General features: G+C 55.5%; 24 protein-coding genes. 3 read left to right on the forward strand and 21 right to left on the reverse strand.

Annotated features, from left to right (window positions below; all coding sequences use genetic code 11):
* Position 1: 1 nt before the first annotated feature.
* The 10 genes from JL719_RS21080 to JL719_RS21125 form a co-directional block, all read right to left on the reverse strand.
* Positions 2-643 (reverse strand): phage baseplate assembly protein V, encoded by a 642-nt coding sequence (locus tag JL719_RS21080; protein WP_033157783.1) that lies wholly within the window; start codon positions 641-643, stop codon positions 2-4.
* The gene (locus JL719_RS21085; RefSeq protein ID WP_033157782.1) at positions 640-1,686 is read right to left on the reverse strand and encodes a phage late control D family protein; all 1,047 of its coding nucleotides are present in this window, start codon (positions 1,684-1,686) and stop codon (positions 640-642) included. The genes JL719_RS21080 and JL719_RS21085 overlap by 4 nt, the downstream gene beginning before the upstream one ends.
* 398 nt (positions 1,687-2,084) lie before the next feature.
* The gene (locus tag JL719_RS21090) at positions 2,085-2,252 is read right to left on the reverse strand and encodes a hypothetical protein (protein WP_165385993.1); all 168 of its coding nucleotides are present in this window, start codon (positions 2,250-2,252) and stop codon (positions 2,085-2,087) included.
* A gap of 13 nt (positions 2,253-2,265) precedes the next feature.
* On the reverse strand, positions 2,266-3,510 hold the full coding sequence (locus JL719_RS21095; RefSeq protein ID WP_051670163.1) for a CIS tube protein: 1,245 nt from the start codon (positions 3,508-3,510) through the stop codon (positions 2,266-2,268).
* Positions 3,507-4,019 carry a phage tail protein gene (locus JL719_RS21100; RefSeq protein ID WP_033157781.1) on the reverse strand — a complete coding sequence of 171 codons (513 nt, stop codon included), beginning with the start codon at positions 4,017-4,019 and terminating at the stop codon, positions 3,507-3,509. The genes JL719_RS21095 and JL719_RS21100 overlap by 4 nt, the downstream gene beginning before the upstream one ends.
* On the reverse strand, positions 4,012-5,514 hold the full coding sequence (locus JL719_RS21105) for a hypothetical protein (protein ID WP_033157780.1): 1,503 nt from the start codon (positions 5,512-5,514) through the stop codon (positions 4,012-4,014). The genes JL719_RS21100 and JL719_RS21105 overlap by 8 nt, the downstream gene beginning before the upstream one ends.
* Before the next feature lie 15 nt (positions 5,515-5,529).
* Positions 5,530-5,991, reverse strand: coding sequence for a phage tail protein (locus JL719_RS21110; RefSeq protein WP_033157779.1), 462 nt, complete (start codon positions 5,989-5,991; stop codon positions 5,530-5,532).
* A 21-nt stretch (positions 5,992-6,012) separates the two neighbouring features.
* A complete protein-coding gene (locus JL719_RS21115) occupies positions 6,013-8,193 on the reverse strand; it encodes a phage tail sheath family protein (RefSeq protein ID WP_033157778.1) in 2,181 nt (726 codons plus the stop codon).
* A 62-nt stretch (positions 8,194-8,255) separates the two neighbouring features.
* Positions 8,256-9,032, reverse strand: a complete 777-nt coding sequence (locus JL719_RS21120; protein WP_033157777.1) for a hypothetical protein — start codon at positions 9,030-9,032, stop codon at positions 8,256-8,258.
* Positions 9,029-9,616 (reverse strand): Pvc16 family protein, encoded by a 588-nt coding sequence (locus JL719_RS21125; protein WP_033157776.1) that lies wholly within the window; start codon positions 9,614-9,616, stop codon positions 9,029-9,031. Before JL719_RS21125 ends, JL719_RS21120 begins: the two co-directional genes overlap by 4 nt.
* Before the next feature lie 351 nt (positions 9,617-9,967).
* Here JL719_RS21125 and JL719_RS21130 point away from each other — a divergent pair, with 351 nt between their 5' ends.
* The 3 genes from JL719_RS21130 to JL719_RS21140 all read left to right on the forward strand — a co-directional run bounded on the left by JL719_RS21130 (position 9,968) and on the right by JL719_RS21140 (position 13,040).
* Positions 9,968-10,432, forward strand: a complete 465-nt coding sequence (locus JL719_RS21130; protein ID WP_033157775.1) for a hypothetical protein — start codon at positions 9,968-9,970, stop codon at positions 10,430-10,432.
* A gap of 931 nt (positions 10,433-11,363) precedes the next feature.
* Positions 11,364-12,179: an amino acid kinase family protein gene (locus tag JL719_RS21135; protein WP_033157773.1), complete on the forward strand. Its 816-nt coding sequence runs from the start codon at positions 11,364-11,366 to the stop codon at positions 12,177-12,179.
* Between the two features lie 12 nt (positions 12,180-12,191).
* Positions 12,192-13,040 (forward strand): amino acid kinase family protein, encoded by an 849-nt coding sequence (locus tag JL719_RS21140; RefSeq protein WP_033157772.1) that lies wholly within the window; start codon positions 12,192-12,194, stop codon positions 13,038-13,040.
* Between the two features lie 174 nt (positions 13,041-13,214).
* On the opposite strand, the gene JL719_RS21145 is transcribed toward JL719_RS21140, so the two are convergent.
* The 11 genes from JL719_RS21145 to JL719_RS21195 all read right to left on the reverse strand — a co-directional run bounded on the left by JL719_RS21145 (position 13,215) and on the right by JL719_RS21195 (position 25,495).
* Positions 13,215-13,616: a winged helix-turn-helix domain-containing protein gene (locus tag JL719_RS21145; protein ID WP_225892919.1), complete on the reverse strand. Its 402-nt coding sequence runs from the start codon at positions 13,614-13,616 to the stop codon at positions 13,215-13,217.
* A 135-nt stretch (positions 13,617-13,751) separates the two neighbouring features.
* Positions 13,752-15,407: a ShlB/FhaC/HecB family hemolysin secretion/activation protein gene (locus tag JL719_RS21150; protein ID WP_033157771.1), complete on the reverse strand. Its 1,656-nt coding sequence runs from the start codon at positions 15,405-15,407 to the stop codon at positions 13,752-13,754.
* On the reverse strand, positions 15,404-16,198 hold the full coding sequence (locus JL719_RS21155; protein WP_051670161.1) for a hypothetical protein: 795 nt from the start codon (positions 16,196-16,198) through the stop codon (positions 15,404-15,406). Before JL719_RS21155 ends, JL719_RS21150 begins: the two co-directional genes overlap by 4 nt.
* An 11-nt stretch (positions 16,199-16,209) precedes the next feature.
* Entirely contained in the window at positions 16,210-18,084 is a 1,875-nt protein-coding gene (locus JL719_RS21160; RefSeq protein WP_033157770.1) for a putative porin, read from the reverse strand.
* Between the two features lie 81 nt (positions 18,085-18,165).
* Positions 18,166-18,846: a TonB C-terminal domain-containing protein gene (locus tag JL719_RS21165; RefSeq protein ID WP_033157769.1), complete on the reverse strand. Its 681-nt coding sequence runs from the start codon at positions 18,844-18,846 to the stop codon at positions 18,166-18,168.
* Positions 18,847-18,905: 59 nt separating this feature from the next.
* A complete protein-coding gene (locus tag JL719_RS21170; RefSeq protein ID WP_033157768.1) occupies positions 18,906-19,310 on the reverse strand; it encodes an ExbD/TolR family protein in 405 nt (134 codons plus the stop codon).
* Between the two features lie 3 nt (positions 19,311-19,313).
* Positions 19,314-21,098, reverse strand: a complete 1,785-nt coding sequence (locus tag JL719_RS21175) for a DUF2341 domain-containing protein (RefSeq protein ID WP_033157767.1) — start codon at positions 21,096-21,098, stop codon at positions 19,314-19,316.
* Positions 21,099-21,138: 40 nt separating this feature from the next.
* Positions 21,139-21,663 carry a hypothetical protein gene (locus tag JL719_RS21180; RefSeq protein WP_033157766.1) on the reverse strand — a complete coding sequence of 175 codons (525 nt, stop codon included), beginning with the start codon at positions 21,661-21,663 and terminating at the stop codon, positions 21,139-21,141.
* Positions 21,664-21,682: 19 nt separating this feature from the next.
* On the reverse strand, positions 21,683-22,735 hold the full coding sequence (locus JL719_RS21185; RefSeq protein ID WP_051670159.1) for a molybdopterin-binding protein: 1,053 nt from the start codon (positions 22,733-22,735) through the stop codon (positions 21,683-21,685).
* A 243-nt stretch (positions 22,736-22,978) separates the two neighbouring features.
* On the reverse strand, positions 22,979-24,604 hold the full coding sequence (locus JL719_RS21190) for a hypothetical protein (protein WP_033157765.1): 1,626 nt from the start codon (positions 24,602-24,604) through the stop codon (positions 22,979-22,981).
* Positions 24,605-24,637: 33 nt separating this feature from the next.
* Complete coding sequence (locus tag JL719_RS21195; RefSeq protein WP_033157764.1) at positions 24,638-25,495, reverse strand: hypothetical protein; 858 nt, start codon at positions 25,493-25,495, stop codon at positions 24,638-24,640.
* Positions 25,496-25,822 lie beyond the last annotated feature (327 nt).

The following is a 25,822-nucleotide window of genomic DNA, read 5'->3' on the forward strand; positions in this document are numbered from 1 at the left end:
CTTACCAAATGTTGCCGGCGCCCGGCGTGTAGGAACTGCCCACCACTGAAGTGGCGATCACCGTATCGGCTTGCACCACGCCGCTGAACTTGGACATGCTGGCATTCACCGTCACCATGCTGGCGTTAATGGTGACTGTGCTGGCATCGACCGTGACGCTGCCGCTGCTGCGCACTGCAATGCCTGAGCTATTAAGGGTGACGCTTTGGTCGGCGCGCTCGATAACGATTTCCCCGCCACCTGCTTCGTCTATCGAAATCTTGTAACCGGAGCGGGTACGCAACTCCACTTTCGGGCCGCTACCGTCGTCGAAATCCAACACGGTTTCCTGCGGCGTACGGATCACGTAATGATCTTCCTGCGGGTCGGCCTCTGCCGGCACGCTACTGCTGCCGGCCCAGACGCTGCCCAGCACCAACGGCATTTCCGGGGTGATGAAAGCCAGCACCACAATTTCTTCCAGGCGCGGCACGAAACTCGCGCCGTAACCCTGACCGGCTGATGGTGCGACGACGCTGGCCCATAATTCCATCTGCGTCGCCAGCAAGCGCACCTTGATGCGGCCACGGCTGTCCGGGTCCGCGTTATCGGTGACTTGCCCAAGTTGCAAACTGTGCAGATTGCCTAAGGCGTGACTATTCATGACTGCCACCCGCCTTTGTTGACTTTCAGGTGTGTCTCGAAACCGCTGTTGTTATCGAAGCGATGCACGCAATGCACGATTTGGTAGCGGCCTTTCAGCCGAGGCGATACGCCGTCCAACTCGATCTCGCGGCCGGGTTTTAAAGTCGCTTCGCCTTGGCAAACAATTTCACCTTGAATAAAGCGTTTGGCTTGGCGTTTGAATGCGGCCTTGGCATAGGCTTCGGCTTCGCTGCTGGTGCCGGGAAAGGGCTGCGGGACGATTTCCGGGCCGGGCCAGCTCAGATTGCCTAAAGCCGCCGCCGCGCTGGTGCCGGTGGGCGCCGGCGTCATTGCGTCGGCCGTAAAATCCACCGGGTCGGCGCTAGCTAGGTTATAGCCATTGACTTGGCTGCTGAGCGGTTGATGATTCAAATCGGCGATTAAGCGCACTTTCAGGGCGCTGTCCTGGGCGCTGAGCTCGACCGGGTTGGGATCGGCTTCTTCGGCCTTGGCCCGTAGGGTATTCCCCTCCAAGCGTACGGCTATGTCAAAGCGATTGCCGATGCGCAGCAGAAAGGCCAAATCACTTTCGTTGAGTTGATGCCAGGTGGCGGTGATACTAGACAACGACGCATCGGTTTGCAGGCCCGCCTCGCCGGCGATGGCTTGCACTAGTTCGTCCGGGCTTTGATCTTCAAAGCTACGGTTATGCCGGCTGCGCGCCAGTCTATGCAATTTGTCTTGCAACAGCAGCGCGATGTTGGGCGCGCCATCGCCGTAGCTTTCTTCAATGGCGGTAATCTCGCCGCTAAACAGATGTTGCGGAGTGTCGCTGCCCATTTCGATTTCCACGCCGGCACCCAAGGCAATGTCGTTCAAAGTAAAGTCGGGGTCTTGCCCGCCTTCCGGCCTCCCCCAATTGGACAGCTGCAATTCGGCATGCGCGCAGCCGTGCAAGGGCAGATTAACCTGCATCGCCAGCAAGGCCTGTTGCAGATCTTCGCGTTTTTCGCCGTCGATCTTGATCGTTGGGCGGGAGCTGGTGAAGGCTGAATCGGGCATAGTGTTGTTAGTTTGTTTTCTTATTGTTTTAGTTGGTGTCGCTAACGCGACGGTTTTTTTTGGATGTCGGGTCTCGGCCCGACAGCCGAGGTACTTTTCTTTGCTTGTCCAAAGAAAAGTACCCAAAAGAAAAGACACCCGGATGCCGCTTATTCCCTGCGCTCCTCGCTTTTGAACGGGGTTGCCGAAAGGGGCTTCCTGCCCCTTCGGCAACGTGCGGCATCCATGCCGCACCCCTTCGGGCAAATCCGTTCAAAAGCTCCGGTGCTCGGTGCGGCATACGGGAAGGAAACCCTTCCGCCACACAAAGCCTCCTAAAACCCTTTTACAAATCCCCTCTCCCTCCGGGAGAGGGCTAGGGTGAGGGGATTAAAATCTATGTTCTCAACTTTCTCCTCTCAATCAATCCTCAACCGCTCCTGCCTCTGCCTGATCAACTCCAACATTTGCGCCAGCTCGATCTCAGCCGGCGCCAACGGTGTCTGCTGCGCGGTCGGTTGTTGTTCGGCCGTTTCGGTGACGCCGTCTTGCACCTCCAATATCACTTCGTCTATCAATACCGGCATGTCTGATTCCTGCTCAATCGAATCCAACGCCAGTGTCGGCGGAGGCTTTTAATAAACTGCTGACCGATACGCCGCTACTTTTGCGGCCCGCAGTTGCTGATCCTGCTTGGTTAGCTGCAGCGGTTGACAAAGGCCTATCGCCAGTCATCGCAGAGGCCGATGACCCGCTTTGACTGCCACTGGCGGTTTGCATTGCTGCTGGTCTTAACGACGCACTGCCGGTTTGCATATGGGCGGCATTCAGACTGCCCTTGTTTCCAGCCGGGTTAAACGCACCTTCGATGCCGGTGCCCAAGCTCGCCGAGTTGCCGAATTTGAACGCCGGACTTGGCGATGGCGCTGCTGGTGGTGCCGCTTTTGCCCCCCCTGCACTATTGACTGAACCAGCACCAACATTCACCGAGGCTGACAAGCTTGCCGAAACATTGGCGCTGATACCGCCGCTGATGTTGACACCGGCACTTACCCCAAATCCCACGCCGCCGCTAATCCCTACCGAAGCACTCAAGCTCAGGCTAGGCACCGCCACCACCGATAGCGACGGCATTCTGGGCGACTCTATGCCATTAAACAGCGAGGTATCGCGCCAATTGCCGGCATCTTCGCCGCTGCCGCCTGGCACCGGCGCGGCATTCTGTCCGGAACCGCCTTGCGGGCCGGCTCCGGTCGAACTCAGGCTGGGGGTATTGCGGGAGGCTTGTTCTACGGCCCGGTTACGGAATTGATAGCGGTCTTCGCTGAGCTTTAAGGACACGGTGGCGCGCAGCGGCCGGCCTTCCGGCGAGAAGAAATCCAGGGTTTCGTCGAAGCTTTGCACCAGCCCCAAAAACTCGAACGCGCCCCATTGAAATAAACAGCGCTTGGGTGCCTTCATTTTTTTGCCGTCTTCTACCGGCTTGATAAAAGTATCAGCGATTTTTTTGGTCTCCAAACGCACGTCCGAACCTTGCTCGATAGCTTTCTTGGCGCTGCTGTTGCTGCCGGCACTGCTGGCGGTTTGCCCGCTACCCTGGCCCGCGCCGCCGGGCGCTTCGATATACGTGGTATCAAAAATCAATTCTATGGTCAGATTGGACGAGCTTTTATCGACGAACTGCGCCGAGCGGCTGTTGCCGTTGCGGGCGTTTTCTTTCAAGGTGTTAGACAGGCTGACTTTCAGGCTGGACGGGTTGAATTGCACGTCAATGGCGTTATCCAAATCAGGACTATCGTTGTCACCGTTGACCGGAATCAGTTTGCCGCGTTCGATGGCTATCATGCCGCCCCCCTGCCTTGCGTGCTGGCCGGCGCCGGCCGCTGCAATTCCAGGCCTTGATGCACCAGCTGCAATTCTTCGATGGCTACCTGGCTGGCGGTGGCCGACAAATCCGGGCCTTTGAATTTGGTCGGCAACACCCCGTTAAGCTTCCAGACCAGCACCGCGTTATCGGTGACGTTGCCGCCGCTAACGCTGGGATTGCCGAACACGATAATCTCGCCGCTCAGGCGGTAGCCGTAATTGGCTTGGCTGGTAGTGATGTCGAACCAGGACCACAAATCGTTGATGTCGGTGACGCCGCGTTTCAAAATAATCGGCGCGAATTTAGTCGGCCCGGAGCGGTGATGTTCGCCCCAATTGTGGCCGCCCTCGTTGATGACCTTAGGTTCCATCGTCGCTTCGAAGCCGGTCACTTCGCTGAAATAGCCGCTGCACAACAGGCTGCTCTGATCGCTGTTGTACAGATTGACCTTGAAACGGAAGGCGACGAATTCGCTGATTTCAGCCATCGACCACCTCCGAGCGCCATTCGCCGTTCAGATTGGCGAAGGTCAGAAACAGCTTGTCGATCGGAAACGCCGGCGCCAGCATGATCTCGAAGAGCATCGCCCCTTCCTGCGGTATCGATTCGCTGATCGAAAAGGCTTGCTCGGCAGACGCGCCGCGCAAGGCGCCCTGGCTGTACAAGCGTCGAAAAAACTGCTCCAGCAGTAAACGTGGTCGCGGGTCGCGGTAATCCAGATTAAAGATCAATTGCTCGCCCAAAGCCTGCAATTGTCGGCGCAAAAAACCCAGGAAACGCATCACTTCCGCGGATCGAAAGCCGTCGTATCGCTGGCGGTCGAACGGATAATCGGCGACCGGTAAGGCCGGCACCACCAAGCGCTCGTCGTCGAGACTGAGTTGCGCGCCGCCGCTAAACGAATGGCGATAGTTGATCACACTGATGCCGGGCTTATCGCGTAACACCAAGGTTTGGGCGATGGACAAACGCGGGTAGGGCAAGGCGTCAGTGTTTAAGGGTTTGGCCGCCATCGAGCGCCAAGGGCCGTCGCGGCGCGCCGCTGCCGCCTGCTGGCCGGCGATCAAACCAACCGGGCTATGCAAGGCAAAGCGCGGCCCGCGCAAGTAGGGAAACAAAAACTGCACATGCCGCAGCGCTTGCGCCGTATCCCGATTTTCTTGATACCCGGCCAGTGCGCTCCACGCCGCCGGGTCGAGCACCGGGCTGTCCAACTCGCCGGAATAGGCCAGCGGCAAGGTAAACAGACATTGCAGATCGGGCCGATGGCTGCTAATAAATTGCAGCATGCCGCGCAACACCTGCGGCAATTGCCAAGGCGGCGGCATGTCGCTTAACTCGCTGCTGTACCGGCGTTCGCGGTGATCGTCATCGGTATTTTGCGTGCAAGGCAGAAACTGCGGGTCGTTGTTTTCCAGACGTACCCTGGGAATATCCGGCAGACGCGGCGGAATTTGCAGGCGTTCCAAATCGGGAAAACTCACCACGCCCAAAGCCGGAATGACCAGCACACAAGCCAAGCCCTGAAGAGTAGTAACATCGTGCAATTCCGTTTTGTCGGCAGGCAGGAAACCGGCTTGCCCCGAGCTTTCGGGTATCCGCACCACCCAGAGTTTTTCGCCGCCGTTGGCGAAAAAATCGTCAACCGCCAGGCCCAGCCAGGCTTTATTACCAGCCAGCAGGCTGACATATTGGGTGGTGGCGGTAAGCGCATCCGGGAAAATGTCGTGAAATTCGGCGCTGGACTGCAAGGGTATCGGTAGATGGTACAGTTCGCTGACCGCACCGGGCAGCAGCAAGTCATCGACTGTCTTACCGTATCCGACCGCGCGCATATCCTCCAGCGCTGCCGGCAATTGCAGCAGGCGCTCAAGCCTGACCCGGCCCGGGCAATGCCCAAGCATGGCCACTTCCAGCGCCGCGATCCGGCGTTCAACCGGCCGTGGCGTCAGGGCGATGCGCGCTCCGGCTAGCCATTCCATCCGCTGTCGCTCCGGCTAGCTTTGGATGATGGTTTCGACGGAGAGCACCAGCTCTTCCATCGCCACGTCGCTGCCGCCCTTGGCGGTTAAGGTCGGCCCGGTCCATTTGATAGGCATGGCCCTGACCAGTTTCCAGGTGACCACGGCGCTGGCGCTGGTGGGATCTTCGTTTTTAAGCTTGATCACCACATCGCGCTTGGCGGTCACATCGCCGCCGCGAATTTGCTCCAGCCAACTGTAAATGTTGTCCGCACCGATCACGCCACGCTTCAACGTCACGTCGCCGGCCTTGTTGATGGCCGGGATCTTGCGCACGTAATTGACCGCGTCGTTGCCGTTACGATATTCCGCCACCGTCACTTCCGCATTCAAACCCGACACTTCCGAAAAGCCGCCCTGCACTTCGCCTTCGCTGCCGTCGCCCAGGTTGACCAGATAATTGAACACCCCATAGGGTGTTTCGCGATATGTAGCCATGGTTTATCTCCAGTCCAGGGTTCAGGCGTCGGCGGTTTTTTGGCCGATACGGAAAATCACAAATTCGGCCGGCTTCAAGGCCGCCACGCCGATTTCGCAAACCAAGCGACCGTTGTCCAGATCGTTTTGGGTCATCGTGCTACGGTCGCAACGCACGAAATAAGCAGTTTTGGCGCTACCACCCAACAGTCGGCCGTTGACCCACTCGTTGTATAAAAAGCTTTCCACGGTCTGGCGAATGTTGTCCCACAAGCGCTCGCCGTTCGGTTCGAACACCGCCCATTGTGTGGATTTGTCGATGGAACGCTCCAGGTACAAAAAGTAGCGGCGGACGTTGACGTATTTCCATTCCGGATCGCTGGACAAAGTGCGGCCGCCCCAAACCCGATGCCCGCGCCCCGGAAACGAGCGCAGACAGTTGATGCCGTTGGGATTCAGCAATTCCTGCTGGAAGCGGTTGATTTCCTGGGCAAAACGCAAAGCGCCGATCACCGGTTCGTTAGCCGGCGGCTTGTGCACGCCGCGCTGCACGTCGGTATTGGCATAGACGCCGGCGACGAAGCCGGACGGCGGTACATTGATAGTGCTGAGCAGGCCGCGCGGATCGGCAATGACCACCCAAGGGTAGTACAGTGCCAGTCTGGAATCGTCGAAGTTGGAACGAAACTCGCGCACTTCCGACAGCGCCATGCCGTCGCGGCTATCGACGATGCCAACCCGGTAACGCATTTTTAGACAGTGTTTTTGCACCTCGGCGACGATGGCTTGATGATTGGTGGCGTCAGCCGCCGCAGCCGGGGTCATCACGATAGACACATCCTCGATATTTTCCAAGGCCACGAAACCGCTGCTGCCGTTGACCTCGTCTTCCACGCCGCCGTATTGCACGGCGCCGGGCACGTTGCCGTCGCTGCCGCCGGACAGATTAATCAAATAACGCGGACCTTGAACCGACATGGGGCCGGGATTTAAGCCATCCGACTCGAACAAGCTGTACAAGGCTGCCACCACGTCGGCGCCGCTGATACCGGGGCTGAGGGTGCAACTGACCGGACTGGTCAATTGGTCGTAACGCTTGTCCGGCGTCACGGGCATTACGGCGCCGAGACTGTTTTTTGCGTCGGGGGCGCTGGAAATATCGCCGTAACTGTAAATTACCGGGCCGTTGCGGCCGCCGGCATGCACGGCAATATCGAAATTGCGCTGCACCACTACCGCCCTTACCGTATTAGGTGCAGCAGCCAAAGCCGCCAACGGCAAGGTTATGTCGGCATTGACGCCCACATTCAAACCGCCGCCGTCCACCACAAACTCGCTGCCGGCCGCATTTAACGTACCGCGCAGCGCGGTCAGTGTGCCCCAATGCGCCGCGCCGGTATACACCGACAGATTGGTTTCCGCGCTCAGGGTCAAGACTGCTGACGTGCCGTTAGCCAAGGACCCGCTGCTGGGATTTTTCGCAAACACCCGGGTGTAGCTGACTGCAACGCCCGGACCGTTTACCAAACCGGCCGTCATCAATACGCCCTGACTGCCGTCGGCCTGGCCGTTGGGACGTAAGGCGGTACCGCCCGCTGCGACATCGTCGGCGGTGTCCAGTTCGCAGCGGTTATTGACGATGACGAAATGATCGCCTTCCCGGCGCACCAGGGCGCGGACATTTAAAGGAAAGCGTTCGTCGGGGAATTGCGCGGCGATACCGGCCGAGCGCACCGCATTGGTCAGGCCGGTGGCATTCAGAAACACCACCTCGCCTTCGGCGGGCGCCGAGGTAGCCTCGGTCTTTAACAGATTTTCGCTATCGCGCCACAGGAGTTCCAGCGTGAAATCGCCCATCGCTCCCGGAAAGCGGCTGCTGAAACTCAACACATTCGGCACGGACCGCGTTGATATGCCCGGCACGTTTTGCGGAAAATTGCCGACCCGCGACACATAGAGCTGTTTGCCGCCGCCGTCGAAAAAGGCTTTCGCGGCGATCGCAGTATGGTTAAGTACGGATACGCCGGCCAGCGTCAGATTTTGGATGTCGCCGTAGATGCGGGTGAATTCGCCAAAGCTAGTCACTACCTCGGGATTGCCCCGCAACGGCCCGAAACGGGTAGGACCGACCACCGCCGTGACGCTGGTCCCCACCCCTTCGATCGATTTGGCGCGAAAGCTAACTTCTTCTACAAACACACCCGGTGCAAGATATTCAGGCATGCTCCCCTCCTTAATTTTTATGTGGACCAGCGTTTAAAGGACGAACTCAACTCATGGATGACTCAATTGGGTTGAACGGCAAGATGATCCCGATTAAAGGACCGGATTAAACTCAAGTCGCCCGGCACCACGGTCAGGGCTAGTGCGGCGGCAAAACTGTTGGCGTTAATAGCGCCGAGCAGCATCGGCTGCAAGTCGGCCGGGTCGACCGGTAGCGCGGCGCTGGCCGCAGCCGAGGCCGCAATGCTCAGTGTCGCGTTGTATTCGGTTACGCCTTCCGGTAAGGGCGGCAGGCGGTGCATCGCGATAATGAAATCACCATTGGCGTCGGCTTGGGCACGGCAGATCAAATTGCCGCCGACGCCCAGATTGACCGTCAGCGTCAGCAATGCCCAGATAGCCGGCGCATTACTGCCGGTAAACCTCAGAGTGCCGCGCAAACCTCCGCCGCGGCCGAGCTTGGTACCGAAAGGGGTCGGATAAAGCACCAAGCTGTGTCCGGCGGCATTGCCGACTTGAACTGCAAAACGGCGCGGGATATAGCGGCTTTGACTATCCGCCACTGAGCCCGCGATGATGTATGCGGCTTCAGCCGGGCGCAGCTTATCCGCCTCGCTGGGCACGCCTTGCACCGTTTTACCGGCTGATCGCCGCCAAAAGGCCGTTTTACCTGGCGTGTGTAAAAATTGCAGATCCGCAGGGCGGGTATCGAGTTGCAACACAACGGCTTCGCTGAGCCGCCGCATATCGGCTTCCTGCGCGGCGCTGCTACCGTCCAGCCAATAGATCACATCGCTGGCGTAGAGGATATTGGTTTCCAGAACCTTGACGGCTTTCATACCTTGCCTCCCGGAAATACCCGAGTACTAACCGGCGGACCTTCCGTACGCGGCCGACGCAGCCGCAGGCGCACGGTGCGCGCCACATAGGGTACGGTACTGGTATAAGGCGATTTGAAGACATCCCAGATGCGCATCAAATCCTCGGTAGTCATCTCGTCCGGGGCGATATTCAGCACTTCCGCCTGGCCCCATTCGTCGTCGATGTCTTGAATATGCGAGATGTCGAGCTGACATTCGTTGGCGAGCTCGACCATGGCCCAACTCAAAAGATCGGCTTCGATGGTGGCGCTGGCAGCGTTGGCGATTAACAGGAAATGCAGATTGACCGGCAGTTCGGCTTGCGGGGCGTTTTGGTCGGAACCGCGCGACGCAAAGGTGCGCTGCCGGCCGTGCGGATCGATGGTGATGCGATGCAGGTAAATACCCAGCAAATTGCCGGTGAGGATATTGGCAATGTCGGCGCTGCCCAGCAGTTTTGCTTGGGCATTGGTGGGCTCGCTGCTCAGCTCGGCAGGTAATCTGCTGGTCAAGAACGATTCCAACGCCAACAGCGCGCCGGTCACTCCCCGGTACGAAGCCATTTCTCCTCCCCCACTTGAGCGGTAGCATAGCCTAGTACATAGGTCTACTGTACGCAAGTCGATTTTGTGAAGCTATCCGCCGATAAAAATCGAAAAAAGCGATCTACAGCAAACTGGCCGGCTAAATTCCGTGCCTCAATCAAATAATGGTATTAATTTTTAGCAGAGCTTTTGGAAATTGCTGGTGCAGAAGTCATTAAAATCGGATTAAAAATGGAACACCATTTGGAAAATGGTAAGAGCTGGAACCAAAAGTACACGACCAAAGCAGCAGGAATAAAACAACTATCCCGAGCACGGCAAACCGGGTGAAGATAATCCCCACTACAAACCATTAGCCCCAGCCGAACCATGATCTCAGTGAGCCTACAATTTTTACTGGCCATTCTGTACGCCAATCTCGGCGAATGGCTGATGCACAAATTCATCTTGCATCGCTTAGGCAAACAGCCGGGCAGCATTTGGGCCTACCATTGGTTTGAACACCATGCGATCTGCGCTAAACACCAGATGCTGGATCCCGGCTATCGCCATTTGGACTTATCGACCTGGAATGCGCAAACCAAGGAGTTGGCGGTATTGGCCGCCATTGTCATGGCGCATCTGCCGCTAATTTGGTATCGGCCGATTTTCGTGATGGGTTTATACGGCTCGTTGACGCTTTATTACATTCTGCACCGCAAAGCCCATCTCGACCCTGACTGGGCTAAACAGCATTTACCCTGGCATTACCAACATCACACCCAGCCAGACTCCGGCAACTGGTGCGTCACCTGGCCGGGGTTTGATTATCTGCTGGGCAGTAGAAATAAATGATGCGCGCATACGCGGAGAAAAAATTGCTTGCGGGTCTGAATGCTTGGACCTTTATTGGAGCGGCAAACGGCCATTAGCTGACCATCGCGCTTTGGCTTCATTGATCCTAGTGGAATGCATAGCTGCCTGATCCGGAGCTGGTCTTGCGTAGCCTCGATGCAGCGTTAGCGAAATCGAGGGTGTCGACCATCCGTCATTAGACTAACCTCGGCAAATTTTAAAGGTGTTGGCCTTCGAATCCTCGATTCCATCGAGGCTACTTGCTATTGGAATTACACATTAGGACTTTACCATTTGATGTTGGCTTACGAGGGAAGACAGACTTCGGCCATTACCTGTCGATCAAGTTGATAATATGAATGGCAAGTCGAAGCCTGAAAGCCGACATTTAAGAATTTTACCCCGATAGCGCAATGTTTCGACCACTAGTTGGAACGTGGAGGAAGATTGCGGGCGTCCGGATAATACAAGTGATGACCTGGGAACGATAGACACCAGTCTTGAAGTACAGACAAAAGTCTGCCTTAAACACATGCTGCGCAATCATATCCTCATGCAGACACGCCAAACCGAATCCAGCCACGGCTCTTAATATCGCGGTGTGCAGTACTTCTATTTTTAGCCATTCCACATCTTTACATATCTGCATTAGTAATCCGGCACGATATATCATCGAGCAATTTCTGATATAAAAGGGATGTGGAAGCAGTGATAACAAGGTTCCGTGTGGTCTTGCTTTCAAACGTGTAATAGAATGAGTGTCTAGTTTGTACTAATTCCATAGGCATGCGGATATTTCAGGCACGTCTGACAAGCACTGAAATATCTCGTGAAAGCTAGGCCTTGGAAATTTTACCTCGGGGCTGTCGGAGCAACACTAGACTCCTCCGAAAATTATTGCAGTGAATAGTGGAGATAACGGGGATCAGGCATGACCAACGCAACAACATCTAAGCTCGAAGAACTCCTCATGCAGCGTTCACTGACAGACGCGGAGCTTCTAGCTGCAGCGGAAGAGGCAGAGGAATTCAGGATTCTACCTGACGCGACAGTGATAAAGATCGGGGGGCAGAGCATCATCGACCGTGGCCGTTCGGCAGTCTACCCACTTGTGGACGAAATTGTCGAGGCCCGCAAAGCCCATAAACTGCTTATTGGCACTGGCGCGGGCACGCGGGCCAGACACCTCTATTCCATCGCTGCCGGGCTTAACCTGCCAGCAGGCGTGCTTTCGCAGTTGGGCTCTTCGGTTGCTGATCAGAATGCAATAATGCTGGGACAACTACTCGCCAAGCACGGAATCTCCGCAGTTGAGGGGGCGGGACTCTCGGCGGTGCCGCTTTATCTTGCCGAGGTGAATGCGGTCATCTTTAGCGGCATGCCCCCTTACAAACTTTGGACGCGCCCTCCCGTAGAAGGTGTTATCCCGCCGTATCGCACCGATGCAGGCTGCTTTCTGCTCGCCGAACAGTTCGGCTGTAAAGCTATGATTTTCGTCAAGGACGAAGACGGTCTCTACACCGCAAATCCCAAGACATCGAAAAACGCTACCTTCATTCCGAAGATCTCGGTTGACGAAATGAAAGCGAAGGGGCTTCACGATTCGATTCTTGAATTTCCTATGCTCGACTTGTTGAATACTGCTCGTCACATTCGTCAAGTACAAATTGTGAACGGTCTTGTCCCCGGCAATCTGACCCGCGCCCTCGCTGGCGAGCACGTCGGCACCATCATCACTGCGAGTTAGGGAGTTACTGTCATGTCTGAAACCACAAATACTATCAAGCACGTTGCCTCGCCACTAGCGCGCCAAACCCTACAGGACAACGAGCTTACCCGCCCTGTTGCCGGTGTGCGCCCGATTCGGCTCTTGCCTTGGCTGCAAGTCGTTAAGATTGGCGGCCGCGCCATTATGGATCGCGGTGCAGATGCGATTCTGCCTATCGTTGACGAGCTTCGCAAACTATTGCCCGAGCACCGTCTGTTAATCCTGACTGGCGCGGGTATCCGTGCACGACACCTCTATAGCGTCGGCCTTGATCTGGGTCTCCCGGTTGGATCGTTAGCCCCACTCGCGGCAAGTGAGGCCGGCCAAAACGGTCATATTCTTGCGTCTTTACTGGCACCTGAGGGGGTTTCTTACGTAGAACACCCCACTATCGAAAGCCAACTTGCTATTCACCTTTCTGCGGCTCGTGCGGTCGTCGGCAGTGCCTTTCCACCGTATCATCATCACGAGTTTCCCATCTCGCGAATTCCGACGCATAGGGCTGATACCGGCGCATTCTTGCTCGCCGACGCGCTAGGGGCGGCTGGTCTCACCATCGTGGAAGACGTCGATGGCTTATACTCCGGCGATCCCAAAGGCCCCGACGGAGAAAAAGTGCAATTTGTTCGAGAGACAACTGTCGCCGATCTGGTATCGCATCAGGGCACGTTGCCGTTTGACAGAGCGCTTCTTGAGGTGATGGCAACCGCACGCCACCTTGAGCACGTGCAAATTGTGAATGGGCTAGTACCGGGTCGGCTCACCGCTGCTTTGCGAGGCGAACACGTTGGGACAATCATTCACACTAGTGCTCACTCAGCCCAGGCCTCGCCGGCGTGAAAGGGTAGTCGGAGCTTGAGGAGCCATGAGACGTAGCACGTTCTGAATTACCGCGCCCCTTATGGCTCAAAACCTACCTGTTTTTCAACCGGATTTATCGAACCCATTTTATCGATAACCCGCAATTAGGCAGTCATCCTTTCTTGTTCAATAACATCCTAAGATAGCGATTTATTAATCTACGTTGTTTTCAGTTGTCTGCTTCGACATTAATCCTGAAAAAATAGGTAAATATGCCTGGGCAGCGTGGTTTACAGCGGTGACCATTTTAGTGTAGTGATCCAATACTTGGTGCCCCAAAGGTGTTAGCATCGTGCCACCACCATGCTTCCCCCCCCTGGCAGCCTGAACCAGCGGCTCCGAGAAACTCCGATTCATCACGTCCACAAGCATCCAGGCTCGCCGGTAACTCATATTCATGGATTTACCTGCCGCAGCGATAGAACCAGTCTTCTGAATCGCCTCCAGCAACTCGGCTTTGCCTGGCCCCATGGCAATTTCATCGAAATGTAGCAAACGCAGAGTTATTTTTAGGTGGGGAAGCGAGGCGTCCGATTCTATCTCTGTAGATTTCATACCTTTTCAACGAACGGTGACAACGATGACTAATCATAATACATCGTAGGACGCGCTAAATCGAAATTCTATCCAGTGCATTTTATTCTGCGAGTCGACAGAGGCGCTTAGGATTACGATTCTAGATATCAGTTTCTAGAACTCATAAACAAGCCTAAAATCAATCCGCTGATGGCCGGGTTCGATACTACCATGCCGGTAAAATGGATAGCTCCAGTCCAATTCACCAAGTAAATGTTTGAACCACTGCGTACGCAGACCGATGCCGGTTGCAGCCAGGTGCGCGGAGGCCGGAGTCGGCGCGATGGGATTATCGGTCCAGATATTGGCCCAATCAAAGAAAGTCAGCAGGCGCAGATTTTGGCTGTCTTCCCAGACAGTCGGCAATAAGTGCGGTGTTTGCAATTCCAGTGACAGATTTACGCCGTGATCACCCAGCAACTCGGTTTGATGGTAGCCACGCACACTAAGTGGGCCGCCCGCCGAGAACTGTTCGTTGCTGATCAAGGCCGACATGCTGGCCTGGCCGCCGGCTCGGGCTAACAGTCGAAAATCCAGCGGCAAACGCTGCTGGTGCTTCAGGTCGCCAGTTAAATAAAGAAAATTCGGTTCGGCATCGAGACGCTTGTTGGCAAACTGCTGCGCGTCGTTGCCCAGGCCACGCACCGAGAAATGCGCGGCGAGACTCAAGGCAGTGACGCTGCCTTCGTGGCGCAGACTGCCGTCATAGCCGGTCATGAACGAGGCATAGCTTATCGGCGCACTTTCGGTCAGACTGGCTATCTGCTGATCAAAGCTTTTGTAATCAAAGCCAAAACTCAGGCTATGCAGAATATTCTCGGATGAACCCGGCAGAGGCTTGACCAGCCTGGCGCCGTAAATCGAGCCGGCGCCGACCACGGACAGGCCGCCGACGCTGACGCCGAGCTGGGTATTGGAACTGATGCCGATGCCGTATAAAGCCAGACGAGTATCGGCCCAACCGGTCGGCAGCACGTAGGTGCCGGACCAGACCAGGACTTCGTCGCTGATTTCCGGCGACACTTGATATTGCATGGACACGCTATGAAACTTCTGCCACAGGTTGTCGTAACGCAGGGAACCTAACAATCGGGTGTAGCTGGTATGTTCGGAGTTACGGCTGTTCATTTCCAGATTGCCGTGCAATGGCAGCTCGTCCTTGACCTTTAACTCCACTTCCATTTTGCCCGGCGTCGAGCCGGCCCGGAAAACTGGTGTCACGTTACGATCAACCGATTGCTGCGCCAGGGTATTCATCTGTTCCTGAACCTTGGGCATGTGCGGCACTTGACCCTCGGCCAGGGCCGGTAGGCTGTCGCGGATCTTGCCCAGCGCGTAATAGCGCGAACCGCTGATGTGCAAAATCTCGATAGTGCCTTCCACCACGCTCAAGCGCACGGCCCCTCCTTCCACATTTTGTTCCGGGATTGCCACCACCACGCTCGGATAGCCGGCGTTGCGGTAGGCTTCTTCCAAGGAGGCCCGAGCTTTCTCTACGTCCTCGACAGTTTTGTCCGGCCCAAGATGCGGATACACTGCCCGTTCCAAGGCTTCGTCATCCAACACGCTGTTGCCTTCGATCTGGTAATCCAGCACGTCGAAACGCGGTTGTTGCTCGCCTGACCTTTGCGCCGCTGTTTCAGCCGAACCACCCGAATTTGCCGAATTTTGAGGTTGCGCGGCAGGATTTTGCACCACATCCGCAGCATGGACGACAGCTGTTCCGGTCAAGACCAGGCTTATCGCGGTCAGTAACGCTTCGCGTCTCAATGTGCGACCCCCGAGGCGTTCCGGTTTGCAGGGCTCTGGTCATCTTGAATTCCTCCAGCGTCCGGCACTAGTGTCGACGGCTCGACAGGCTCAGCCCCGCCATTCGCGCGAGTGTTGGACATAACGACAGGCTGAGTCGCTTCAAACGGGGTGATCTTCAACTGCTGCAATTTATAGCGATACTCTTCCGCTACCGTTTCGGTTTGCACCTGACCGATACCGGTCAAGGGGTCCAGCTCGGCCAACTGTTGCAGCAGGCTTTTGTCCTTATATTGCTTCAATACCTCCAGATTGATAGTGCGTAGCTGTTGATTGACACCCGTGCATTGCTCTATCCACTGTTCACGCTCTTTCACGGCTTGCACTAACAATCTGTTGTCTTCGCGAATGTCGCGGGCCTTGCCGACCACTTCGTTATGCTTTTGCAGCAAAGCCTGTTCGCGTTGGCGTTGTTGGCCCAATTGCGCTTCAAGATTGCTGCGCACCGTTTCCAGGCCGGATTTATAGCGTTCCACTTCGGCTTGCAAGGCTTGCAATCTGCTGACCGCTGCTTCCAGGTTTTTCAGTTTGGTATCCAGCGCGGCTTTCTCGGCGAGCCAAGCGGTTTTTTCGGCCTCCAGCGCATATTTTTCTTGGCTGAGTTGGCGAATCATGCCTTGGGCTTTTTTGATGGCTTCGCCACCTGGCGTTACGGGTTTAGGCTCCGTTCGACCGCTTTCAATACCCGCCAACATCATTACCAGTATCAAGCACGGCAAATAAATCAAGGTCGGCGTTTTTTGCTTGATCATGACTTATCTCCTTAGAACCGTGCATTCAGATCGACATTTAAAGTGTCGATACTGTATTTCGGTCCGTCGATGGCGTCCGAACTTAACCAGCGTAGATTCAGCCAAGTATTCCGCGCCAAACCGTATTGCACGCCGGCCACCCAACCCTTGGCGTTGGTACCGCCAAGGTGGAAAATAGAATCGGTAAACGCATCCAGCACCGCATCGCGTTGCACATAACGATAGGCCATATTGACACTCCAATCGCCCCAGCGCCTGACTTCCGGCTGGCCGACATCCACGCGGAGTTGATACGCCGTAGTGTGCGGTTTGTTGTCCGTGTAGTTGACGATGCCGTTCAGAAACTCGGCGGCTATCCGTTGTTTATCGAATCCCAGATTCCTGGCGTAATCGGCTGTCAACAACACGTGCACAGGGTCGAAGCCGGCATAATCGAACATCGCAGTGGCATTGAACACTTTGAATTCAGAAGCTAAGCCAAACAAACAGCCCACCGTATCGTCGCATGTGCCGTTCAAGGTATTGAAATCGGTGATAGCCACCATGGAGTTGCCTTTTTGCACAAACTGCGGTGCAGTCCAATCGTAAGTATGACTACCAAGCGGATTGGGACGGGCGTTGACGTTCTGGAATTCGTAATAGGACACCGCCAGATTCAAGCGCGAATCGTTGAATACCAACCAGTCCGCACCAACCTGACCGGCGTATAGCCATTTGTCGTTGACCGAGACATCAATGTCCTGCAACGGAAATACTCCCAACGTTAAAAACAGGGCGTCCGGCGTTTGCTGACCCTGGTTGATGCCGAAACGCGCTGTCGGGTTCGGCGCTTTGTAGCCGGCCAACTTATTGGCTCCGCGATTAAACGGCAAACGAAAACTGCCGGCCACCCCTTCGAAACTCAAGTCGGGATCGAAAACTATGTCGGTGGAGACAAATGGATTGATGATGCGCCCGGCGTACAGGCTAAACCAGTTGGTTTTGCGCGCGTCCAGGAAATCGTATTGCAGATAGGCGCGGTCGATAGCAAACTGATAGGACTGCCCGGTGTTGCCCAGAGTCTGATCATTGGATACCGGGTTGTTGATATTGCTGGTCGCAAAGCGGATGCCAGCTTTCAAGCCATCGGCAATATTGGCTTCAAATCCCAATCTAAACCGCTCGCGCAAGCGCAGGCGATCTTTTTGGGTATTTAGAATCGCTTCGTTGGGGTTTAAAGCGACCTGCCGGTTCAGGCCACCTTGCGGGGTATTGCCGGCTCTGTTAATAGACAACCAGTTATACGGGCCGAAGAAGTTACCGTTGGTATCGATTCCGACATTGTCGACGCCACCTTCGTTGGCCTTGCCATAAAAATCGTCGGCAAAACGGATGCGCATGTCAAAGCTGGGATGAATCGCCGCCACCCATTCCGGCAACGCGCCGGGAATACCCCAACCTTCGGTTTTAGCGTCCTGCTTGACGTCTTGCAACACGTCCGCTTTCAGTTCGGCGCGGACCTGGTCGCGGATTTCTTTTTTCACAAACTCCGGCACATAGCCGACATGCTTGATTTTGCCGGCTTTTCCCTTGATCATCTCAGCAGGCATCTCCACATCTGCTGCCGGCATGCTTTCAGCTGGCTGTTCGCCATGACTTAGCGTTTTGCCGTTTTTGGCTTGGACCGCGTTGACTTTGGCCGCTTCAGCCGCTTCCTGTTCGGCGGCACTAACCAGACCTTGCCCCTCCTCTTTGTTGATCACGCCCCGCTGCACCAACAAATCGACCAGATTGACCAATGTCGATTTCTTAACCGAAATCGTCTCATCGGCAGCTTGCGTGGCGCGAGTCATCACCGTAAGGCTGCCGAACAGCAGAACAACCAGGGATTTAGTTGGGATATTCATCGTGGTTTATTCGTTTATAAAGTGTCTTGAAATTTGCCGAAATTAAGCAAGGTTCTCGCAATGACGCAAAACCCTGCGCCTCTAAACCCTGGAGTTGAGTCTGATCCGAATCGGCTGCGGCATGTTTTCCGGCGGCGGCCTACCGATGCTCGCGCGCAGGCGCGGCAAGACGGCGCGAATTGCCAGGTCGACATCTGTCTTGCCGCTACCTCCGGACAGTTCGCTGCGGCTAATCCCGCCATCCGCACCGACCCAAACCTCCAAAATCACGCTATAACCGGCTCGGCTGGCGGCCGTGTCGGCCAACAAATCCTGTAAGCCATTCTCCACTTGGCGTTGAATCTGCCCGCCATACCAGAGGATGGCATTGCCACCACCCCCGTCTCCGCCCAAGATAGAGCGTCCGCCTTTGTGCGCGGCCAAGCCAAAGCCGTCGCTGCCGGCCGTGCCGTCGGCGTCCAGCCCCAGCTCTTCCGCGGACGGGGTCTGGTCCGATTCAGGCTCCGGCGAAGGCTCCGGTTCTGGTGCGGGCTCAGGGACATCAAGCACTTCTTCCTTTACCTCCTCCGTCTGCGCAGGCTGTTGCTCTGGCGGCAAAGGTGCCGGCGGTTGAATCATGGTAATTTGCTGCATCACCTTTTTGGTTTGCGGTGGTTTACGAAATTTATCCTGCAGCAGCCAAACCGCTAGCAATATCAGCAGGCTCAAACCCATTCCCAGCAACACCGGCAGTCGGCGTAGCCATGCGTATTTGTTATTCATAAATCTTTGATAGTTCTGTTGCCGCTACGAGATGTTCCGCCTGAGCAAGTACCGCCGCCCTACTTCACCAACTTCTGCGTCACCAAGCCCAACTGATTGATCTGCAACCGGGTCACCACATCCAGCACTTCAATTACTTTTTGATATTGCACACTGGCATCGGCCTTCACAATGACCGGTAAATCCGGAATTGCGGCCTTGTATTGCGCCAGCCGGGTTTCCAGTTCCTGAAGCGATACCGGGTAAGTATCGAGATAGATGCTGCCGTCCGGGGTAATCGAGATGGCCTTGGTTTTAGGTTTGGACAAGGACGGCGTGCTGCTGGCCTTGGGTAGGTTGACGGTGATGCCCTGCACGGTAGCAGTGGTCATGATGATGAAAATCAGCAATAGCACATAGGCCACGTCCAACATCGGAGTGATGTTAATGTCGTCATATATCTTGCCTTCTTCTTCTAATCTCATGACTTACGCTCCCAGCGGTTGTTGGGCGGCGCGCATAGACAACACGGCCAGAAATTCGTCACTGAACACCCGCATGTTGGCCGTGATGTCCTTAATTTTGGTTAACAGGTAGTTGTAGGCAAACAAGGCGGGAATCGCCACGGCCAGACCGGCCACGGTGGCCAGCAGCGCGGCGGCGATACCGGGGGCGATGGCGTTGATGTTGACATCGCCGCTGGCGGCAATCGCCGCGAAGGTAATCATCACCCCCACCACTGTACCCAGCAAACCCAGGAAAGGGCCGCCAGCGATGGCAATGGTCAGCAGCACCATATTGCTATTCAGGCGCTGGCTTTCGGTAACGATTTGCGAATCCAGCTTTACTCGCAGATAGTCCCACGCTTCGCGGGTCACCACTTGGCCGTCGCCGCCTTGCAGCTTGTTCAATTCATGGATTGCCGTGTGATACAGGTGATACAAAGTCGAACTTTGGAAGTGGTCATGTTTGCCGACCAAAGCCGTGAGCAAGTCGGAGTCTGCCAGTTCTTGGTCTTCGGCGGTTTCCTCCTGGTCCAGCGTGCTGAGTTTGTTGGGATCGAGCTGGCGATACTGGACTAGGAAGGCGCGGTTATCCTTGGCAATGCGGTTGATCACTAAGGTTTTGCTGACCATGACGATCACCGCTACCACCAGCATGATCAAGGTCAATCCGATCACCACCCAGCCGTCGACGGTGACGTTTTGCACGATGACCATGAAATGCCCGTCGCCGCTGCTGTTGGTTTCGTCCTGGCCGTAACTTAATACCGAGAAATCCGGGCTTTGGCTGCGAAAACTCAGTTTTAGCCAGTCGGCGCTGCGGGCTGTGGCGGCGATTTGCACTTCGTCGAGCAAACCGACCAGATTGCGGCCAATGGCGATAGCCGGGTTGACGGTAGTCAGCGTGATCGCGGCATTGCCGACCGGCATACCATCGACGTACAGTGCCAGTTTGTCAGCAATGGCGGTGACGGCGATGTGTTGCCATTTGCCCTGGGTTAGGTTGACCGGGGCGGTAGTCACAGCGCCGGCCGGGCCGGTCCAGCGCGCCGATAATGCGCTGCCTTTTATTACCAAGTCGATGCCATTGCCGCCTTCGCGGGCTTCCAATAGATTCGCGCCGTTCTGCGGCTGGTCGAGCTTTAGCCAGGTGGAAAAGGTCCAGCCTTTGTCTGGCGCGATGGCTAGCTGCGGCGCGGGATTGACCTGTAACGGGCCGGCACCGGTGAACTGGGCGGCGGCACCGATCCAGCCGGCGGGTTGAATCGTGGCTTTGGAATCGGCGGCATGGCTGGCGTAGGCGGTGGCGTCCTGCGGCAGGACTTCGCCGTCTTTAAAGTGATACACCAGGCCTTGAGCGACATCGTAGAGATTTTTAGGATCCGAAGCGTCCGGGGCGTTGGCGTTGCCGTAATACAACCAGAAGTCGTCGCTACTCACCCCGCCGCGCAATTGCAGCAACTTCACCCAGACCAGACCGATCTCGCTCAACACGTCGATTTGTTCGACGTCGTACACCAACGGGGTTTTGTCGTCTTTTAAAAATCGCAAATCACGGCCGTTTTCGGCCAGCTCGGCAAAGTAGCCGAAATTACCGGCGTGCAGCCGCACCAGTACCGGCACATCGCTCAGCGTCTCCTGAATATCGGCGCCGGTCGCTGCCGCATCCACCGCGACTTGGCGACGGGAATCCCAGTCATCATCCCACCAGGCTTGGCAGAGTGCTGGCAACAGGAGCAGGCATAAGCCCAGTTTTAAAGCATTACGCATAGGGGGATTCCTGGAAAGTTCGGCAACATTTTTCAAGACCTTATTGATGATGCGGACAGTGCATATCCATCGCATCGTGCCCATGGTCGTGCAGTTGCGCATCGAACCAGTCGTGAACGGCTTTGATCAATTGCGGGTCGCGGCTCTGGAAGGTCAGACTGGCGCCGGCGGCTTCCGCTGTATAGTCGATTTGCAGCAGACCGGGTTTGGCGCCGCGCATTCCGGCCAAGCCCGGCATATCGGCACCGTGGATAGACTCCGGCCCGGAAAAATCGCCCTGTTTAAAACTCGCTGCCAGTTGCTCAAGATGCTGCCTGATCAACCAGACTTGTTCCAGGTTTAAATCATCCCTGGCAATTACCCGCTGCATGCCGCCCGTTGCGGTTTTGCTGAATTGATGCTGGGTTTGCGCCAACGAGAACGGCATGACTTTAGCGCCGCGCTCGGCCACTTCCGTTTGTCGGTTGTTATCAGCGGCCGGCACCGGCTGGCTTAACAAGCCCATCACTAGAATAATCAACACCGCGCAGCACAACAGCTTGACATCCTCGTTGGATAATTTCATATGTCGACCGCCTCTATAGTTAAGACGGCTTACGGTGTCTACGAAGCCCAAATGCCAGCAAGCCGCTGAACATAAACAGAACACTGCCCGGTAACGGTACGGTGCTGACCACAGTTAAGCTTGTGAGATTGGAAACATAGCGTCCGCCCTTGGCTACATCGCCGGGTACTACCAATTCCGCAAAGCCTTTATTGCCCAAGGAATTGCCCGAACCATCGGCGTAAGCGACCAAGACCGAGATATTCCCAAAATTGGGGTTAAGCTCGCCCAGCGCAAATACCGCCTGATAACCGTCGCTACCGGTAGCGACAACATACTTGCCAAGAATGTCGTTTTTTACGCCAGGATTGGTCACGATGCCGGATAGATTCAGCAGATCCCATAAAGAAACGCCGGTAAACGACGATCCGGTTAATGGTGGCGTATTCACGTTAACGATCTTGGCAGGTAGCGCGGCAGCTAGGCTGGTGACATCGTAGCTAACGGCGTTGGCAACCTCACCGTTGACGGTGAATTGTCCAGACACGCCACCTACTGCAGGTGCGTAATCGATATGACCAACTTGCAGACTGTACAGATTCGATACCCATCGGCCCGCTTTGACATCATCCGGCGCCACAATGCGAGCAAAGCCAGTGCCGATTAGATTGGCCCCATTGAGTTTGTAAGCGATGATGTCGTTATGATTGCCGAACGCGGCATTCATTTCCGCCAGCGAAAATACCGCCTTGTAACCATCCGTGCCGCTAGCGACCACATAGTCGCGCAGGATGTCGTTTTTCGGCACCGTGGTATCAGTTTTCAGAAAGCTACCGAGAAAGGCACTCAGGGACACGCCGGTGTAGACATCGCCGTTGCTCAATGTCACGGTTTTTTGCGCGCCGGAGTGAGTGGCTGCGTAATTTTCCAAAGCCGCCAGATCGAAGCTGGCGGGACTTCCCGGATTGAGAAAGCCGCCTAGACCAAACTGACTGGAAGTAACAGCGGCCCAAGTCGGCTGTGTCAATGCCGACAAACAGAAAGTCAGACCAAAAATCAGCCAATGACGAGCGGAAATTTTGCGTTGATACATGCGTATTGCCTTGTGTAGGAATGACAACGTGCCGATTAGGCATAAGAAAACCTGGGCATCGGCGAATGAAGGTGCACATCCCTGTGCCGTCCAAGCCTATTCAGTCCTTTTGAAAATCAACTTGAATATCCTGATTTGTTAACGCTATCGTGTTTGGGTTGGGGAAAATCTTAACCATCCATCGCACTGATAGGCGGAGATACCGCAGCCAACTTCCGATTTGGCTGCGGCGTGGAATTATCTTTACCGCAGTTCGACGGTGCCATAATTTGGGTTGACTACAGGTATCGCGCAAGCATCGGGCGTACCAAATAGAGAACGTGTGAATGGCGTAACCGGATTAGCGGGATTCCAAGTATCGGGCGGTGTATGCCCGTTGGCGCTCAATGCTATGTAACCTGCTTGGCCCCAACTATGATTGCTCAAGGTGCCGTTGCGAGACGCAATCGTGCTGGGCAGGCTGCTGTAAGCAACCAAGGCATTTAGTGCGCTATCCTGGTTGCCACTGACACTGTTTTTCCAGGAAATCGCGTATTCGCCAACCAGCGGGTAATGGCCTAAGAAGACCTGCTCACCAGTAGGCAGCGCACCGTTAATTTTGATAAAGCGATAGTTGGCACTGCGGCTGGCATTACGCTCGGTAGTTTGTATACTAATCGCCCATTGGTTGCCGTGCGGAACACTGGTAGCCGGCGGATTGGGAAACGGCGCCGGATTGGTGGTGCCGAACCAGCCGTTGGTACCGTCGTTATAGTCACCCAGACATTTTTCTACCGCGCCTAAACTAGTGGCGTATTGCACATCGGCAAACCCGCCCGGTTGGGCCAAACTGGGCGAAGATGTGCCCAGGCAAGGGCTTTGCATCACGCTGGCCAACAAGGCCACCTGCTGACCGGCGCCGTTTTCACGGCGGCAAATATGCACGGTGGTATCCAACGGGTCGGACAAACCTGGCACCGCAGCTACTACGCCGTCGTGAACGATTTCTGGCAGAGTTTTATCTACACCGCCGACTTTCACTTTAAATGTGCTCCAGTCAGCAATCTGCCCGCTAAACAAGCTGACCAGCGATTCCTTGGACAAATTCGGTACGCAAGCGGGCGTTTCATTACCTACCGTACAACTGCCTGGCAAGGAGCCGTTCTGGATTTGCGCGTATTGCAATGCATTACGCAGCTTCAGCGTTACCGGAGTACCGATGATATGCCCGCCCAACGCATATTTGTTGTCGAGTGTTGCGGCATCTATATCCGCTTTGCCAGGCGTTACGTTATCGACACCGTGAAACACATCCGGCGTCACGTCCGACGTCGCTGCAGTCGCCGCTATGCCAGGGGTGGCAGTGGTGCAGGAATAGTTCCATTGAAAAGTCGCTCCCCCGGACGCATAGGAACCGTTGAAAGCGCTGCACACCGCCGTGGTGGGATCTTTCAGATAGGTCAGCAAGGTGCCGTTAGCCACCGCATCCAAACCAACAAATGACGCACCCAGCCGCCGCCGGGAGATCCACAACCTGGTGGTATGGTGCGCACCAGTCCCGCCGGTCAAACCGGGTATCTTGGTGTCGTCGGTATTACAATAGATCGCAGAGTAGTTGTCGTTGACGGCGGCCGACGCGGCGCCGGCGGTATGGAAATAGACATGCGTGGTGGTACCCGCGCCGGTGGTGGTTGGATTGTCCAAACACAAGGCATTGGTCGGCGTGGTACTGTTGATCATAAAGCCGAAAGCCGGATCGTTCGATTGGGAACCGGGAATGTACAAACTCAGTTGCGGGGCGCCGTCCGCCGGGGTCAGCGCCCAGACATCGCCTATAGCAGCTATCATCAAGCCGGCCGCAACAAGCTTGCGGGATAAGGAAGAAAACATAATCTGCTCCAATAGAAAAAGGAAGTAAAGGGTTCAAGCAATCGATGCGACGCCGGAGCGTTTTTGCACCCGCAACACGGCCAGTATGCCGCTCAAAAACAGCCACACAGCGCCGGGAACCGGAACAGGGGCGACATTAGAGGTCCAGGTCAGTTTGGCGCTGGCGATATCCAGGCTCAGAAAACCGTCCAGTTCGTTGAATACCACTGGGGTACCACTCGCAACCGTGCCGCCTGGGGAATGAATGAAGAAGAGGTTCAGGGTTTGGTCGGGATTACCGCCGTTTCTGACCGTCGCACTACCTACCCAGCCTGAAATATTCATGCTGGTACCCCAAGCTTTATCGAAATAAGAAGATGCATTGGTCGTGGTCACCTCGCTGAGATCGGCGGCGTAATCCGTTGCCGTAGCGCCACTGTTCTGCGCGACTTCGGCAATATTCAAGGCAGTGGCTCTAGCACTGATTCTGGTAGTCACGGTTGCAAGCGCGCTCATACTGAAACTGCCCGGCGCTGACGCACCCGTTCTCCGGCTTAACAGCACACCATAGTCCGCGCTGTTGAGACCGACATATGAATTATTGCCTGCCACATTAAATGTCAGCGGGTCGCTGGTCGCCGCCGCCCAATTCACAAAACGCTGATCCAGATTCCAATAGGAGGACACCTGGCTGCCGGCCAGAAAGTCGCCTACCGTGACGCCCAAGTCGATACTGTAAGACATTGCCGCTGCCTGATCCCACACGTTCAAGAACAACTCGCCGGCCACGCCGCTACCGCCTGGCTGAATCGTCGGCGCACCGTTACTGATAGCCGCTTGCGCCGAATTCATGCCGGCCACTAGACATATAGCCGCCGCCCATTGATAACCTTGCCGCTTCACCATTTTCATAAACTACCTCTAATAAATTTAATGAGACCCTTGTCCCGTTATGTGTCCATGGCGCAAAGGCTTGCCGGCATCAATCTATCCGCAGCGATTACAACCCGTGTTGATCGGGAACGAAGGTTTTTCGTTATACCCCGACGAACATAACGTAAGGCAAATATGTGAATCAGGTCAAATATTATTCGGGAATTTATTATTTCTTATAAGGAAATAAAAGGCTAAAACATAGCGTACTAGTGAGTTTATTGTGAGATCTCCTATTAAAATCCCCACAATTTGCCGCGTTGACAGCGTTTAGGTCTTGCACTGGCGATATAAACGAGTAAACAT

The organism is Methylomonas sp. LW13 (genome assembly GCF_016865255.1).
Classification (GTDB): Bacteria; Pseudomonadota; Gammaproteobacteria; order Methylococcales; family Methylomonadaceae; genus Methylomonas.